The organism is Kitasatospora sp. NPDC032121 (assembly GCF_055580145.1).
The window spans coordinates 112552-128043 of sequence record NZ_JBVILX010000022.1 but is presented as its reverse complement, the minus strand read 5'-3'; the positions used below and the strand labels follow the sequence as shown (position 1 = coordinate 128043).

12 protein-coding genes and 1 pseudogene are annotated in these 15492 nt (G+C 73.0%); 9 read left to right on the top strand and 4 right to left on the bottom strand.

Features of this window, described 5'->3' with window-relative positions; translation table 11 throughout:
• Positions 1-140: 140 nt before the first annotated feature.
• The 4 genes from ACZ5OX_RS34685 to ACZ5OX_RS34670 form a co-directional block, all read right to left on the bottom strand.
• Positions 141-1532: a multicopper oxidase family protein gene (locus ACZ5OX_RS34685; protein WP_465635694.1), complete on the bottom strand. Its 1392-nt coding sequence runs from the start codon at positions 1530-1532 to the stop codon at positions 141-143.
• Between the two features lie 183 nt (positions 1533-1715).
• Positions 1716-2735 carry an alcohol dehydrogenase catalytic domain-containing protein gene (locus ACZ5OX_RS34680; protein WP_449790548.1) on the bottom strand — a complete coding sequence of 340 codons (1020 nt, stop codon included), beginning with the start codon at positions 2733-2735 and terminating at the stop codon, positions 1716-1718.
• A gap of 21 nt (positions 2736-2756) precedes the next feature.
• Positions 2757-3989: a cytochrome P450 family protein gene (locus ACZ5OX_RS34675; protein ID WP_465635692.1), complete on the bottom strand. Its 1233-nt coding sequence runs from the start codon at positions 3987-3989 to the stop codon at positions 2757-2759.
• A 95-nt stretch (positions 3990-4084) separates the two neighbouring features.
• Entirely contained in the window at positions 4085-5263 is a 1179-nt protein-coding gene (locus ACZ5OX_RS34670; RefSeq protein ID WP_465635691.1) for an acyl-CoA dehydrogenase family protein, read from the bottom strand.
• Between the two features lie 264 nt (positions 5264-5527).
• Between ACZ5OX_RS34670 and ACZ5OX_RS34665 the strand changes: the two genes are divergently transcribed.
• The 9 genes and pseudogenes from ACZ5OX_RS34665 to ACZ5OX_RS34625 all read left to right on the top strand — a co-directional run bounded on the left by ACZ5OX_RS34665 (position 5528) and on the right by ACZ5OX_RS34625 (position 15490).
• On the top strand, positions 5528-5941 hold the full coding sequence (locus ACZ5OX_RS34665; RefSeq protein WP_402399514.1) for an SgcJ/EcaC family oxidoreductase: 414 nt from the start codon (positions 5528-5530) through the stop codon (positions 5939-5941).
• Between the two features lie 84 nt (positions 5942-6025).
• Positions 6026-7183 (top strand): epoxide hydrolase family protein, encoded by a 1158-nt coding sequence (locus ACZ5OX_RS34660; RefSeq protein WP_465635689.1) that lies wholly within the window; start codon positions 6026-6028, stop codon positions 7181-7183.
• A 129-nt stretch (positions 7184-7312) separates the two neighbouring features.
• A complete protein-coding gene (locus ACZ5OX_RS34655) occupies positions 7313-8107 on the top strand; it encodes an alpha/beta hydrolase (protein WP_465635687.1) in 795 nt (264 codons plus the stop codon).
• On the top strand, positions 8104-9291 hold the full coding sequence (locus ACZ5OX_RS34650) for a kynureninase (RefSeq protein WP_465635685.1): 1188 nt from the start codon (positions 8104-8106) through the stop codon (positions 9289-9291). Before ACZ5OX_RS34655 ends, ACZ5OX_RS34650 begins: the two co-directional genes overlap by 4 nt.
• 169 nt (positions 9292-9460) lie before the next feature.
• The gene (locus ACZ5OX_RS34645) at positions 9461-10261 is read left to right on the top strand and encodes a tryptophan 2,3-dioxygenase (protein WP_449808874.1); all 801 of its coding nucleotides are present in this window, start codon (positions 9461-9463) and stop codon (positions 10259-10261) included.
• 58 nt (positions 10262-10319) lie between these two features.
• Positions 10320-12818 carry a methyltransferase gene (locus ACZ5OX_RS34640; RefSeq protein ID WP_465635683.1) on the top strand — a complete coding sequence of 833 codons (2499 nt, stop codon included), beginning with the start codon at positions 10320-10322 and terminating at the stop codon, positions 12816-12818.
• Positions 12796-13860: pseudogene (gene trpD, locus ACZ5OX_RS34635) on the top strand (anthranilate phosphoribosyltransferase); the annotation flags it as partial. The gene ACZ5OX_RS34640 and the pseudogene trpD, both read left to right, overlap by 23 nt.
• An 82-nt stretch (positions 13861-13942) precedes the next feature.
• Positions 13943-14650, top strand: coding sequence for an indole-3-glycerol-phosphate synthase (locus tag ACZ5OX_RS34630; protein WP_465635681.1), 708 nt, complete (start codon positions 13943-13945; stop codon positions 14648-14650).
• 3 nt (positions 14651-14653) lie between these two features.
• Complete coding sequence (locus ACZ5OX_RS34625) at positions 14654-15490, top strand: tryptophan synthase subunit alpha (RefSeq protein ID WP_465635679.1); 837 nt, start codon at positions 14654-14656, stop codon at positions 15488-15490.
• Positions 15491-15492: the final 2 nt, after the last annotated feature.

Here is a 15492-nt window from a genome sequence, read left to right as displayed (position 1 = left end):
GAAAAACCAAGGGGTGAGGGGGGGGGGGGGGGGGGGGGGAGGGGGGGGGGGGGGGGGGTGTGAGGACACCTGAGGAGGGGTGGTGTGGGTTGGGGTTTTTTCTCCCCCCCCCCCCCCCCCCGCCTTCGTGTTGCGCGGGGTCAGTCGACGATCTCCATCTGCGCCATCATGCCCGCCGAGGAGTGCTCCAGCATGTGGCAGTGGTACATGTACTTGCCCAGGTAGTCGGCGAAGGTCGCCTGGACCCGGACCGAGGTGCCGGGCGGGAGCGGGACGGTGTCCTTCAGGCCGACGTCACCGGGCAGCGGCGGCCGGCCGTCCCGGTCGAGCACCCGGAACTGCGTCATGTGCATGTGGAACGAGTGCTGGATCGGGCCGTACTTGGTGGCACCGTCGTCGTTGATGATCGTCCAGATCTCGGTGGCACCGCGCTGGATCCGCTGGTCCACCCGGTTCTCGTCGAACGGCTTGCCGTCGATCAGGCCGACCGGGTTTCCGGTCAGGTCGAAGGAGAGCCGCACCTCGCGCTGGACCGTGGCCGGCGCCAGCGCGGGCATCGCGCGCAGCGCGGTGGGCACCCGGCTGAAGTCGAAGGCCGGGCGGGTCACGTCGAAGCGCAGCACCTGCTCGACCTCGTCGTTGCCGGTGAACTGGCCCTGGTTGGTGAGGAAGCACTGGGTGCCGACCCGCTGCTGGGAGAAGTCCACCACCAGGTCGACCCGCTCGCCGGCGGCGAGCGGGAAGTCCGTCCCCGTCCGGTCGATCGGCGCGGGCAGCAGACCGCCGTCCGAACCGATCTGGAGCACCGGCAGGGAGCCGAAGTTGAACTTCAGGAACCGCAGGGTCGAGTTGTTCAGCAGCCGGATGCGGTACTTGCGCGCGGCCACCGGGAAGTACGGCTTCTGGCGGCCGTTGACCAGGATCACGTTCCGGTTCCGCGGGTCGCCGGCCACCAGCTGCCCGTTGGCGTCGATCTCGGCGTCGCGGATCGCGATCGGGACGTCGTACTCGCCGCACGGCAGCTGGTACTGGCTCTCCCCCTGACCCTCGATCAGGTAGAAGCCGTGCATGCCGCGGTAGACGTGCTCGGCCTCCATGTGGTGGCTGTGGTCGTGGTACCAGAGCGTGGCGCCGGGCTGCTGGTTCGGGTACTCGTACTGCCGCTCGGCGCCCGGGTCGATGACCTCCATCGGGTGGCCGTCGCTGTCCGCCGGGACGTGGCCGCCGTGCAGGTGCACGTTGGCGTGCTCGGGCAGCCAGTTGCGGTAGGTCACCAGGGCCCGGCGCCCCTCCTTGGCCCGGATCGTCGGGCCGATGAAGCTGCCGCCGAAGGTCATGCACTTGGTCTTGACGCCGGGGATCAGCTCGAGCTCGGCCGGCAGGATGTCGAGCCGGTACACGTCGGTGTCGGCGGTGCGGGCCACGGGGCTGAGGGTCGGCGGTACCGGCATCCGTACGGAGAACGGCCCGGAGGCCGCGCCCCGGGCGGCCTGCCCGGGGCGCTCCGACTCCCCGGCGGCCAGCGCGCTCACCGGTAGCAGTACGCCGGTGCTCGCCGCTATGCCCGCCAGGCCGAGAAAGTGTCGCCTGTTCAGGATGTCCTCCCCAAGTCGGTATCCGCGCACCCGAAACGTTGTTCGGGTGCGTCCCAGGTCGCCATCCTGATCGTTGATCAGACCGTACGCTTCTTGCAGGTTGCGGTATTTGACGGCTGATCAGAGATAGTTGACGACCGCGCGGAAGCGTACCCCACCCTGTTCGACCCGTTCGAGTGCTTCGGCCACCCGTTCCTTGGGGAAGACCTCGACCATCGGCGTGACGGCCCCGGACGCGACCAGGTCGAGGGCCTCGGTGAGCTGGTCGAGGCCGTTGTGGGTGGCGCCGATCACCTGCTGGCGCTGCGCCCAGAACGGGCTGGTGGGCGGGATGGTGAAGGAGTCGACCGGGTCGATGGTGGCGAGCACGATCCGGCCGTTCGGCCGCAGCCCCTGGAGGGACTCGGTGGCCGCCCGGTAGGAGGTGCCGGTCACCAGGACCACGTCGGCGCCGCCGGCCGCCCGCAGCTGCTCACCGTCGGCCACCACGTGGTCCGCGCCGAGCGAACGGGCCAGCTCGTGCTTGTCCGGCGAGCTGGTGACGGCCACGGTCTCGAAGCCGGCCGCACGGGCGAACTGCACGGCCAGGTGGCCGAGTCCGCCGATCCCGAGCACCGCGACCCGCTCGTGCGGCTTGGGGTCGGCGGCGCGCAGCGCGCTCCACGCGGTGTAGCCGGCGCACAGCACGGGCGCGGCGGTCTCGTACGAGAGGGCGTCCGGCAGCAGCACCGTGCTGTCGGCCGCCACCGCGACGTACTGGGCGTGGCCGCCCTGCACCGTGAGGCCGCTCATCACCGACTCCGGGCAGTTCATCCCGGACTGCCCGGTGAGCGGAAGGTTGAGCCGGCAGTAGTCGCACCGGCCGCAGGTCGCCTGCACCCAGGTGGTGCCGACCCGGTCGCCGACCCGGCGGGTGGTCACACCCGGGCCGACCTCGACGACCTCGCCGGCCGCCTCGTGCCCGACCACCACCGGGTCGAGCGGCGGGAAGGGGAAGACGCCCTGGCTCACCCAGAGGTCGTTGTGGCAGACCCCGCAGGCGTGGACCCGGATCAGCACCTGACCCGGTCCAGCCGTGGGGGTGGGGATCTCGCGCAGTTCCCAGCGCGCCTTGGCCTCCGGTACGACGGCAGCCCACATCGGCCCGACCATCCTTTCGTGTCAGCGGGTTCGCGGCGTGAGGCGGACCGGGAGGGTCTGCACGCCGTTCATGATGAAGGTGACCTGCGGCTCCAGTTCCCCTGCGGGGACGGCGAGTTCGAGGTCGGGGAAGCGGCTGAACAGCGCGGAGAGGGCGATCTCGGCCTCCATCCGGGCCAGCGGCATGCCGATGCAGCGGTAGACGCCGTGGCCGAAGGAGAGGTGCTCCTTGTCCGGCCGGCCGGCGTCGAAGGCGTCCGCGCTGTGGCCGTGCATCGCGCGGTCGCGGCCCACCGCCGCGAAGTTGATCAGGACCGGGTCGCCCTTGGCGATGACGACGCCGCCGAGCTCGATGTCCTCCACCGCGAAGCGGAACGGCAGGTGGGCGACCGGCGCCTCGACGCGCAGGGTCTCCTCGATCACGTCCTCCCAGCTCACCGCGCCGCTGCGGAGCAGCGCCAGCTGCTCGGGGTGGGTGAGCAGGGCCCGGGTCGCGTTGGCGAGCAGGTTCATCACCGGCTCGGTGCCGGTGGCGAGCAGCAGGTGCAGGGTGCCGACCAGTTCGGAGTCGTTCAGCCGGGAGCCGTCCTCCTCCTGGACCTGGACCAGGTCGCTGGTCAGGTCGTCCCCGGGGCTGCGGCGCTTGGAGTCGACGAACTCCAGCATCTCCCGGTGCCACTGCTCGACGTTGGCCGCGGCCTCCTCCGGGGTGAGGCTGGTGTCGATGTTCGCCTCGCCGCCGCGCAGGATCTGCGCGCGGTCCTCGGCCGGGACGCCGAACAGGTCGCAGATCACCCGGGCGGGCATCGGGCGGGCGAAGCGGGCCTTGAGGTCCAGCACCTCGCCGGGTTCGCACTGGCCCAGCTCGTCCAGCAGCTCGTCGACGGCCTTCTGGACCTCGGCGCGCATGGCCTCGACCCGGCGCGGGGTGAAGGCCCCGGCGGTCAGTCGGCGCAGCCGGGTGTGGTCGGCACCGTACCGGGTGGTGAGGTTGTCCATCAGCACCCAGCCGATGAGCGGGAAGTCCTCGCCGATCCGGCCCTCGGCGAAGTCCGTCCAGTGCCGGCGCGGGTCCTTGGACAGCCGGTGGTCGCTGAGGGCCTGCCGGGCGGTCTCGTGGTCGGCGATCGACCAGGCGAGCACGCCGCCGGGCAGTTCGATCCGGGTGACCGGGCCGTTCGCCCGGATCCGGGCGGCCTCGGCGTGGATGTCACGTCCGGTGCGGTCGATGACGACGGGTTCGGGGATTGCCATGGAGGTCTCCGAGCGGTCGATGGGAACGGTCGGACGGCATGCCGAACAGGGCCGCCGCCGCTGGTGGCGGCGGCCCTGTCAGGGCAGAGCGTCGGCTACAGGTAGAGCGTGTTCGGGCCGAGCCCGCAGGCGACCCGCCCGTAGAGCTCGAGGTTGGTGTTGGGGTGCAGGATGCCGTGCAGGTTGAGTGTCTGGACGTCCCGCTCGATGCGCTGGATCGGGACGGTGGTGTAGATCGAGGAGCCGCCGCTGGCGGTGTTGAGGATGTCCACCGCCTCCTTGGCGCGCGAGCAGACCGCGCCGAGGTCGAGCCTGATCCGGGCGCGCTCCTCCAGCGTCCACTCCTCGCCGGTGGGGCCCTTGGTGTCGAGCAGGGCGGCGGCGCGGTGGGCGTGGAACTCCACCTCGTCGATCCGGGTGACGGCCTCGGCCACCTGGATGTGGGTCACCGGGGCCTCGGCCTGGTTGGCGTACTCGGTGTAGCTGATCTTCCGGCCGGGGAGCCGCTCGAAGAACGCCTCCTTGGCGGCCCGGGCCAGCCCGAGGGCCGGCGCGGCCACGGTGGCGCACGCGGTGGGCATGAACGGCGCCCGGTAGATGGGCGAGTCGGCGTTCGCCAGGGAGCGGTGCTGCCCCTGGAGCACCGGGACCATCGGCAGCACCCGCGGCTCGGGAACGAACAGGTCGGTGGCGACGGTGGTGACGCTGCCGGAGCCGCGCAGGCCGGTGGTGTGCCAGTCGTCGACGATCTCCAGGTCCGCCAGCGGGACCGCCACCATGATCGGCTGCGGGCCGTCCGGGGTCATCAGCACGGCCGCATTGGTGTTCCAGGAGCTGTGCAGCGCACCGGAGTTGAACGTCCACTTGCCGTTCAGCAGCACGCCGCCCTCGACCGGCACGGCGACCGCGGTCGGGCTGAGGATGCCGCTCACCCGCACGCCCGGGTCGGCGAAGATCTCGTCCTGCACCTCGTCCGGGAACAGGCCGGCCATCCAGGAGCTGATCGCGTAGACCGCCATGACCCACGCCGTGGAGCCGTCGCCGCGGCCCAGCTCGGCGATCACGTCCACCACGGTGCGCATGTCGGACTCGTAGCCGCCGTAGCGGCGCGGCACCCGGATCTGCAGCAGTCCGGAGTCGGTCAGCGCCGCCAGGGTCTCGTCGGACAGCCGGCGGTGCTCCTCGTGCCACAGCGCGTTCTTCTGCAGCAGCGGCACCAGCTCGGCGGCACGGCTCACCAGTTCTTCCCTGGACGGGGATTCCTTGGCTGTCATCGGGGGGGCTCCTCCGGAGTGGGCGGCCCACTCGGGACGGCTTGGCCGTCCGGGCCGCGGTCGTTGATCGGCCCTGTCGAGGCTGGCAGTCGGCCGGGGTGCCCGCATCTCCCGGATTGCGGCGCACCCGAGGCATGTCCTGCCCCGGGTTCCGGGCAACACACCATCGCAATCCGGGAGTTGTCCCCCCTCCCGGCCTGCTGTGAGGCTGGCCGTCACCCGGCCCGCGTGATCGCGGCCGGGACCACCGGAGAAGGAGAGACCATGTCCGCCACTCCCGCGCCCAACACCCCCGACGCCGCCGCCCTGCGCGCCGTTCCCGAGCGCATCGTCGCGGCCTGGGCCGCGCAGGACGCCGACGGCTTCGCCGAGGTCTTCACCGAGGACGCGACGCTGATCCTGCCCGGCGACGTGTTCCTGACGAGCCGTCAGCAGATCCGCGCCTTCATGACCCAGGCCTTCGCCGGCCCGTTCAAGGGGACCCGGGTCACCGGCGAGCCGGTGTCGGTCCGCCCGCTCGCCGAGGACGTCGCCGTGCTGGTCACCCGGGGCGGCGTGCTGGCCCCCGGGGACGCCGAGGTGACGGCCGAGCGCGCGATCCGGGCGACCTGGGTGCTGGCCCGCCAGGGTGCCGACTGGCGGATCGCCTCGTACCAGAACACCCCCCTCGCCGCCTGAGGCACCGCCGCCCGAGACCCGGCCGGCCTCCGGCCCCGCCGCCGCCCCGCCTTCGCCCCGACCGTCCCACCGAGAGGACTCACCATGCGCCCCTTCCGTATCGACATCCCGCAGGAAGCCCTCGACGACCTGGACCGCCGGCTCGCGGCGACCCGCTGGCCCGGTGAGCTGCCGGGCGTGGGCTGGCAGCGCGGTGTACCGCTCGGCTACCTGAAGGAGCTGGCCGAGTACTGGCGCACCGGCTTCGACTGGCGCAAGGCCGAGGAGCAGCTCAACGCGTTCCCGCAGTTCCTGACCGAGATCGACGGCGTGGACATCCACTTCCTGCACGTGCGCTCGCCGGAGCCGGACGCCATGCCGTTGATCATCACCCACGGCTGGCCCGGCTCGGTGGCGGAGTTCCTGGACGTGATCGGGCCGTTGACCGACCCGCGGGCGCACGGCGGCGACCCCGCCGACGCGTTCCACGTGGTCATCCCCTCGCTGCCCGGTTACGGCTTCTCCGGCCGCCCCCAGGAGGCCGGCTGGGACACCGCCCGGGTCGGCCGGGCCTGGGCCGAGCTGATGCACCGGCTCGACTACGACCGCTACCTCGTCCAGGGCGGCGACTGGGGCATGCCGGTCTCGCTCCAGCTCGGCCTGGCCGATCCGGCGCACGTCGCGGGTGTCCACCTCAACATGCTCGCCACCTTCCCGCCGCAGGACCCGGCCGAGTTCGCGAACCTGGGCGAGGCGGACCTGGCCCGGCTGCAGTTCGCCGCGAACTTCGAGCAGGACGGGGCCGGCTGGCGGAAGATCCAGTCCACTCGCCCGCAGACCCTCAGCTACGGTCTGACCGACTCCCCGGTTGGCCAACTCGCCTGGATCGTCGAGAAGTTCAAGGAGTGGACGGCCGCGGAGACGGTGCCGGAGGACGCGGTGGCCCGCGACCGGCTGCTGACCAACGCCGCGATCTACTGGTTCACCGCCTCCGCGGGCTCCAGCGCCCAGCTCTACTACGAGTCCAACCGGCTGGACGCCGACTTCATCCGCACCTGGGCCGGCCCGTGGCCGCTCGCCGCGCCGGTCGGGGTCGCCGTCTTCCCCGAGGACGCCGTCCGGCCGATCCGCCGGTGGGCCGAGCGGATCCTGCCGACCCTCGCCCAGTGGTCCGAGTTCGAGCGCGGCGGGCACTTCGCGGCACTGGAGGAGCCCGAGCTGTTCGTCGGCGACGTCCGGACCTTCGCGCGCCGGGTGCGCTGACCGAAAACTCGACCCGCCCGGCGCCGGTGGCGGCGCCGGGCAGAAACGGAGAGGCCCGGTATGGAATCGCCGGTGTATCGCGGATACGACCAGTGCACACTGGACCGGCAGTACTCGCCGAGTTCCCGCGTGCCCGACCTGAACGTCTTCGTGGACCGGTACGCCGGCGACAGCGAGAAAGCCCGGGCGGATTTCGAGGTCCGCCGTGGAATACCCTACGGCCGCTCGCCCGCGGAATCCCTGGACTTCTTTCCGGCGGGCTACCGGAACGCGCCGCTGGTGGTTTTCCTGCACGGCGGCTACTGGCAGGAGCTGAGCAAGGACGACGCGTCCTTCCCGGCCCGCGGCCTGGTCCCCGCCGGCGCCGCGTTCGCGGCGCTGGGCTACGGGCTGGCGCCCGAGTACCGGCTGGACGAGATCGTCGCGCAGGTCCGCCGCGGCCTGCTCTGGCTGCTGGAGCACGCGCGGGAACTGGGGGTGGACGCGGACCGCGTCCACATCGGCGGCTCCTCCGCCGGCGCCCACCTGGCCCTGATGGCGCTGCTGGACGACTGGCTGCCGGGCGGCCGCCACCCGGCCGACGCGTTCGCCGGGGCGGTCCTGCTCAGCGGCGTCTACGACCTCGAACCGCTGCGGCACACCTACGTCAACGAGCCGCTGGGGCTGGACGCCGCGGCGGCGGCCCGGCTCAGCCCGATCCTGCGGCTGCCCGCGCGCCTGCCCGCCCTCGTGGTGGCCAGGGGCGGCGCCGAGACGGACGAGTTCGCCCGCCAGCACGACGACCTGGTACGGGCCGTCGGTCCGCGCGCGGCCGTGGTGCGCGAGCTCGTCGCCGCCGACCGCAACCACTTCGACCTGCCGTTCGACCTGGCCGATCCGACGACCGGGCTCGGCGCCGCGGTGTTCGCGCAGGTGGGCCTGTGACCACGCACGAGGTCTCCGCGCAGCTCGACCGGGACGACCCGCTCGCCGCGGCCCGCAAGGCGTTCCTGCTGCCCCCGGGCACGGTGTACCTGGACGGCAACTCGCTGGGCGCGCTGCCGGCCTCCGTGCCGGAGCGGGTCCGCCGGGTCGTCGCCGAGCAGTGGGGCGAGCACCTGATCGGCGGCTGGTACGAGGACGGCTGGTGGGACGCGCCGCTGCGGGTCGGCGACCGGCTCGGGCGGCTGCTCGGGGCGGCCCCCGGCCAGACGGTGGCCGGCGACTCGACCTCGGTCCAGCTGTTCAACGCCCTGACCGCCGCCGCCCGGCTGCGCCCCGGGCGCGACATCCTGCTGATGGACGACGCGGGCTTCCCCACCGACCGCTACCTGGCCGCGTCGGTGGCCCGGATGCTCGGCCTGGAGCTGCGCGAGGCCCCGGTGTCCGGGTTCGAGGAGGCGCTCGCCGACTGCGGCGAGCGCCTGGCCGTCGCCACCGCGAGCGCCGTCGACTTCCGCACCGGCGAGCTGTGGGACCTCGCCCGGCTGACCGCGGCCACCCACCGGGAGGGGGGCGTGGTGGTCTGGGACGTCAGCCACGCGGTGGGCGCCGTCCCGCTCGCGGTGGACCGGGACGGCGTCGACTTCGCCGTCGGCTGCGGCTACAAGTTCCTGTCGGGCGGCCCGGGCGCCCCCGCCTTCGGCTACGCGGCCCGCCGCCACCACGACCGCCTCGACCAGCCGCTGACCGGCTGGAACGGCCACGCCGACCCCTTCGCGATGACGCCGGACTACCGGCCGGCCGAGGGGATCGCCCGCTGCCGGATCGGCACACCGGCGGTCCTGTCGCTGCTGGCCCTGGACGCGGCACTGGACGTCTTCGACGGCGTCGACCTCCGGCAGCTCCGGCGGAAGAGCCTCTCGCTGAGCCGGTTCTTCATCGCCTGCGTCGACGAACACCTGGCGGGCCGGGGCTTCGAGCTGGTGACGCCGCGCCAGGACGACCGCAGGGGCAGTCAGCTGACTCTCGGCCATCCGGAGGCGGCCCGGCTCATGGCGGCCCTGGTCGAACGCGGCATCACCGGTGACGTGCGGCCGCCGAACCTGCTGCGCTTCGGCCTGAACGGCCTCTACGTCTCGCACACGGACGTCCTGACCACCGTCCTGGCCCTGCGGTCGCTGACCTGACGGTCCTCCGCGCCCCGCGGTCACCGGCCCGACGGTGACCGCGGGGCACCGACCTGACGGTACGTCACATCTTCCGGATTGCTGAACTCCCCATCCTCGCCTTGTTGACCTTCGGCGCCGCCCGCTAGCCTGGCGGACATTCCAGCTCAAGATTCACTACTCGAATCGGATGTGGGTTGTGACGGGCGAAGACACAGCGGTTCTGGACTATTCCGCATATCTCGCACTGGACGAACTCATGGCATTGCAGCGGCCGCGCACCGACGTGCCCGACGAGCTGCTTTTCATCGTGGTCCACCAGGCGCACGAGATCTTCTTCAAGCTGATCCTCCATGAATTCGCGGAAATGCAGCGGACGCTGTCCGAGGGCGACAGCGGCGGCTCGTTGCGCCGGCTGAACCGGCTGCTCGCCGTCTTCCGGGCCGTGGTCGGTCACGTCGGCCTGATCGAGACGATGACGGCCGACCAGTTCAACGCGTTCCGGTCGGTGCTGAACGGCAGCGGTTTCCAGTCGGCGCAGTTCCGCGAGATCGAGGCGGTGCTCGGCCGGCGCGGGGACGCGATGGTCAGCCAGTACCCGCAGCACAGTGCCGAGCGGACCGCCATCACCGCGGCCATGACCCGGCCGCCGGTGTTCGACTCCGTCCTGCGCTACCTGGCGCAGCACGGCTACCCGGTGCCGCAGGACCGCCTGCACCGGGACGTCTCGCTGCCCCAGGAGCCCTCGGAGGCGGTGCAGTCGGTGCTGCTGCGGGTCTACCGCGACGACGGCGTGGCGGCGCAGCTGTGCGAGCGGCTGCTCGACCTCGACGAACTCATCCAGGAGTGGCGCTACCGGCACGCCAAGATGGCCGAACGGATCATCGGTGCCAAGCCCGGCACGGGGGGATCCGCCGGTGCCGCGTACCTGCGCGGCACCCTGCACCAGCCGGTGTTCCCGGACCTCTGGGCGATCCGCAGCGAGATGTGAGACCGATCCCTGATCCACCTCACGGCGGCCATCCCGCCACTATTCCACGAGGTGTGGCATGTACCTATCGGAACACAAGTCCCCGTCCGTCCGAACCGAAGGCCGCACCCCGGCCGGCCCGACCGCCGAGTGGCCGCAGCACACCGGCGTGGCGGGAATCAGCCTCCGCGGAGCCCGCCCCAGCGACCGACCGGATCCCGCGGCGGCCCTGGCCCGCCTCGCCGAGTGGACCGCCGGGCTGGAGACCGACGGCGAGCGCGGGTCACCGGAGAGCTTCCCGTTCAAGGAGATCCTCGACCACTTCCAGACCACGGGACGGAACTACGCCTCCCCCGAACTGGTCGACGCCTTACGCGGGTTGGAGCGGCGGCTGGCCGAAACGGCGCTGCCGGACCACCGGCTGCCGCTCGACCGGCGGCTGCTCCTCGACTGGCTGCCGAGCACCTTCGACCAGGACGACGGCGACTACGACTCCTACCTCCTCGTGCCGATGCTCGAACGGCTGGCCGCCGCCGACGGCGAGTCGCAGACCGACCCGGGCCTCGACACCCAGATCCGCGTCCTGCTGGCCGACCTCCTGCTCGCCGAGAGCGAGGCCCTGGCGGTGACGCCGGACGCGCACTGGCAGCGGGTGCGAACCCACGCGGTCGCCCAGGCCCTGGCGCGGGTGGCCGAACTGGCGCCGAGGGCACGCGGGGGCGTGGTGCCGCCGGCGCGGTTCGTCCGGACGCTCGACCGGGACGACCCGGCGCTGGCCGCGCTCGGCCGGCGGCTCGCGCAGGCGGCGCTGGACGCGACGCCGGAGGCCGTCCGGCAGGCGGCCGAGATCTCGATGCTCCCGTCCACGCCCGTCCACGACGAGTTGATGTTCGTGCGCAGCGTGCAGCTCTTCGAACTGGTCTACCGGCGGACGTACCGGTGCCTGGAGCGGGCGCTGACGGCACTGCGGGCCGCGGACCTCGGCACGGCGGTCGCCGAACTCGAGGCCGCGGCCGAGCGGGTGGAGAGCACCCCGATCCTCTACCGGGTGCTCACCACGATGTCCCGCGAGGGCTTCGCGATCATCCGCGCGCACACCGAGGGGCGCAGCGCCATCCAGTCCCGCGCCTACCGGCAGGTGGAGCGGATCACCGCGCCGCGGCCCCGTACGGCGACCGACGACAAGGTCGCCCGGGTCGAGGTGCCGAGCCCCACCCTCCAGGAGGTCTTCCAGGAGCTGGCACCGGTGCTCGGGGAGCCCGCGCTGGAGCCGGTGGCCGCGGCGATGGCCCGGCTCGACGACAGCTGGCGCGCCATGAAGCGGACCCACTGGGGGATCACCCGGAAGATCATCAAGGACTCCCCCGGCACCGGTGGCACCACCGGTGCCGACTACCTGAAGGCCACCGCCGCGATACCACTCTTCCCGGACCTGCGGGGCGCGGGGGAACGCACCCGCGACCACAACCGGAGACCGCCGCGACCGACGGAGAACACCATGCCCGACCCCGAGGACCAGAACAGCCTGCTGCGCCGGAAGATCATGGGGTACATCGTCTCCCAGGCGATCTTCGCCGTCACCGAACTCAAGGTGGTCGAGAGCCTCGGCGAGGAGGCCGTCCCGGCCGCGGAGCTGGCCCGCAGGGTCGGCGCCGACCCGGACGCCCTGCACCGCTTCCTACGGGTCCTCACCGCCGAGGGGCTCTTCGTGGAGCAGCCCGCCGGCACCTTCGCCGTCACCCCGCTCGGCGCCCTGCTGCACCGCGACGCGCCCGGCTCGCTGCACCACCTCGCCTCGCTGATGGCCGGCGAGGCGTACCAGGCGTGGACGGCGGCCGGCCACTCGCTGCGCACCGGCCGCGCGGCCTTCGAGACCGTCTTCGGCAAGCCCATGTTCGACTGGCTCGGTGACCATCCCGCGGAGCTGGCCGCCTTCAACGAGGGCCAGGCCGGGCTGGTGACGCTGCGGCTGCTGCCCCTGCTCGATCGGGACTGGAGCGGGGTCGGCACGGTCGTCGACGTCGGCGGCGGCAACGGCACGCTGCTGGGCACCCTGCTGTCCCGGCACCGGGAGCTGCGCGGGGTGCTGTTCGACCTGCCGAAGGTGGCGGACGAGGCGCTGTCCGGGCTCGGCGGGGGCGAACTGCGGGAGCGCTGCCGGGTGGTGGGCGGCGACTTCTTCGACGAGGTCCCGTCCGGGGGCGACGTCTACGTCCTGGCGCAGATCCTGCACGACTGGTCCGACGACCGGGCCGTGGAGATCCTGCGCAGCTGTCACCGGGCCATGGGGCCGGGGGCCCGGCTGCTCATCCTCGAACAGGTGATCCCGGACGACTCCCGGCCGCACCCCGCGAAGCTGCTCGACCTGCACATGCTGGTGCTGCTCGGGGGACGCGAGCGCAGCGAGAGCTCCTGGCGGCGGCTGCTCACCGAGAGCGGGTTCGAGTTCGTCGGGATCGACCGCTCGGCGAGGTCGTCGCTGATCGAGGCCCGTCCGGCGGAGGTTCCGGCGGTCGTCGGTGCGGCCGCCCGGCACGACGAGCCGGGGGGCGGGAATGGGAGCGCTGCCGGCGCGTAGTCAGCCGGTCGCCGGCCGGGCGGTGCCCGGCTGGCAGCGGCTGATCGAGCAGCTCCTGGACGGCCGGGACCTCTCGGCCGAGGACATCGCCTGGGTGATGGGCCGCGTCATGTCCGGTGCCGCGGCCCCGGCCCAGGTCGCGGGCTTCCTGGTGGCGCTGCGCGCGAAGGGCGAAACCCCGGCCGAGGTCGGCGCGTTGGCCGACACGACGCTCGGCTACGCCCGTCCGGTCCGGCTCGCCGCCCGTGCCCTCGACATCGTGGGCACGGGCGGCGACCGGTCCGACTCGGTGAACATCTCGACCATGGCGGCGCTGGTGGCCGCCGCGGCCGGCGCCACCGTCGCCAAGGTGGGCAATCGCAGCGCGACGTCCAGGTCCGGCTCGGCGGACGTGCTGGAGCGGCTCGGGGTCGCCGTCGACCTGGAACCGGAGGCGGTGGCGGGCTGCGTGGCCGAGATCGGCATCGGGTTCCTGTTCGGTCCGGTGTGCTACCCCGCGCTGCGGCACATCGCCGAGACCCGGCGGGCCCTGGGCGTGGCGACGGTCTTCAACCTGCTCGGGCCGCTGCTCAATCCGGCCCGGCCGTCGCACGCCCTGGTCGGCTGCGCCTTCCCGGAGCGGACCGGGCTGCTGGCCGAGGTGTTCGCCCGGCGCGGCGCGACCGTGCTGCTGGTCCGCGGCGACGACGGCCTGGACGAACTCACCACCACGACCACCAGCCGGGTCTGGCTGGTCCAGGGCGGCACGGTGACCGAGCGCACGCTCGACCCGGTCGCGCTGGGCGTCCCCCGGGCCCGGCCGCGGGACCTGCGGGGCGGGGACACGGCGGCCAACGCGGAGGCGGTCCGTCGGCTGGTCCGCGGCGAACGCGGCGCGGTGCGGGACGCGGTGCTGCTCAACGCGGCCGCGGCCCTGGCCGCGTACACCGGCTTCACCGGATCCCTGGAGGAGGACCTCGCCTCCGGGCTGGCGCGGGCCGCCCGGGCGGTCGACTCGGGAGCGGCGGCGGACCTGCTGGCGCGCTGGGTCAAGGTCTCCGACCGGATCCGTCACAGCACGACGGAAGAAGTCCGTCGCGCCGGGGCCGACCACAATGTGGTGGCACCGACCCGAGAGGAGGATCATGAACAGCCTGAGCCTGTATGACGTACTCGCCACCGCACGCCGGGACCGCCGGCCGGCCCTGATGGTCGACGTCAAGTGCCGGTCCCCACGGGACGGGGAGCTGATCTCCGACGAGCAGCTCGAGCCCTACGTCCGGGTGCTGCTCGACGGCGGCGCCGACGCGCTCTCGACCCCCACCGACCCCGACTTCTTCGGCGGCAGCATCCCGATCGCCCGGAGGATCCGCCGGGTGGCGGGGGTTCCGCTGATGCGCAAGGAGTTCTTCCGCACGGTGGACCAGATGGACGAGTCGCACGAGGCGGGTTTCGACGCGGTGCAGATCTCGCTGAGCACGGTCCCCGATCCGGAGCTCTTCGGCGCGATGAAGAGCCGCGCGGAGCACCTCGGGCTGGAGGTCGTGGTCGGCGTCCACAACGCCGAGCAGCTGGAGCGGGCGATCGAGCTCGGCGCGGTCGCCGTGGGCATCAACAACCGGGACATCACGGCGCTCGAACTCGACGACGGCACCGTCAGCCTCAGCGAGAAGCTGATCGCCGGCTGCCCGGACGACCTCCTGGTGATATCCGAGAGCGCCTTCCACTCCGAGGCGGACGTGTCCCGGGCCGCGAACGCCGGGGCCCACTGCATCCTCGTCGGGACGGCCATCGCCAAGAGCGCCGACCCGGCGGCCACCGTCCGGTCGCTGCGAGACGCGGCGAGGGCCTAGGAGGTGTCCGACGATCTCCCACCGGCCTCGTCCGGCGGACCCGGCGACCGGCTCGGACGCTGCCTGGACCGGTTGGCCGCCGTACGGCAGCGGGCCCTGGCGATCTACCTGACGCTGGGTGACCCGCTGACCGGCGACCGGCCGGACCTGGCCCTGGCGGCAGTCGACGCGGGCGCGGACATGCTCGAGTTCGGCATCCCGACTCCGGGCACCCGCCCGCGCGGTGCGGAGATCGCGCGCTCCTTCGACCGCGCCCGCGGGGCGGACCAGGAGCAACTCTGGGAGTGGCTGGGCGAGTTGCGCCGGGCCGCGGCGGACCTCCCGGTGCTGCTCCTGGTGTACCCGCAGACCGTCGCCGACCTCGGCTGGGACCTGCTCCTCGCGCGGTCGGCCGCGGCCGGGGCGGACGCGCTGGTGCTCGCCCGCCCGGACGGGCCCGAGGACCTGGAGCGGGTCGCGGCGGCCGGCCTCAGCGCCGTCCCCGGGATCGCTCCGGCCGCCGACCCGGCGCGGGTGCGGCGGCTGGAGTCGGCGGCCGCCCACCTGACGTACCGGAACCTGGCCGACCGCACCGGGGCGGACCTCGACCTCGACGAGGCCACCCGCCTCACCCGGCGGCTCGGCGCGACGGCCGCCCGGCCGTTCCTGGTCGGCTTCGGCATCCGCGACGAGCGGCAGATCCGGGCCCTGGCCCCGGACGCGGCCGGCGTGGTGGTCGGGAGCCGGCTGATCAGCGTGCTGTCCCGGGCGGCGCCCACGGCCCGCCCGGACGCACTTCGCGAGCACATCGGCCGCTGGAAGGCGGCCACCCTCCTTGACGGATCCCCAACGGAACAGTGAGA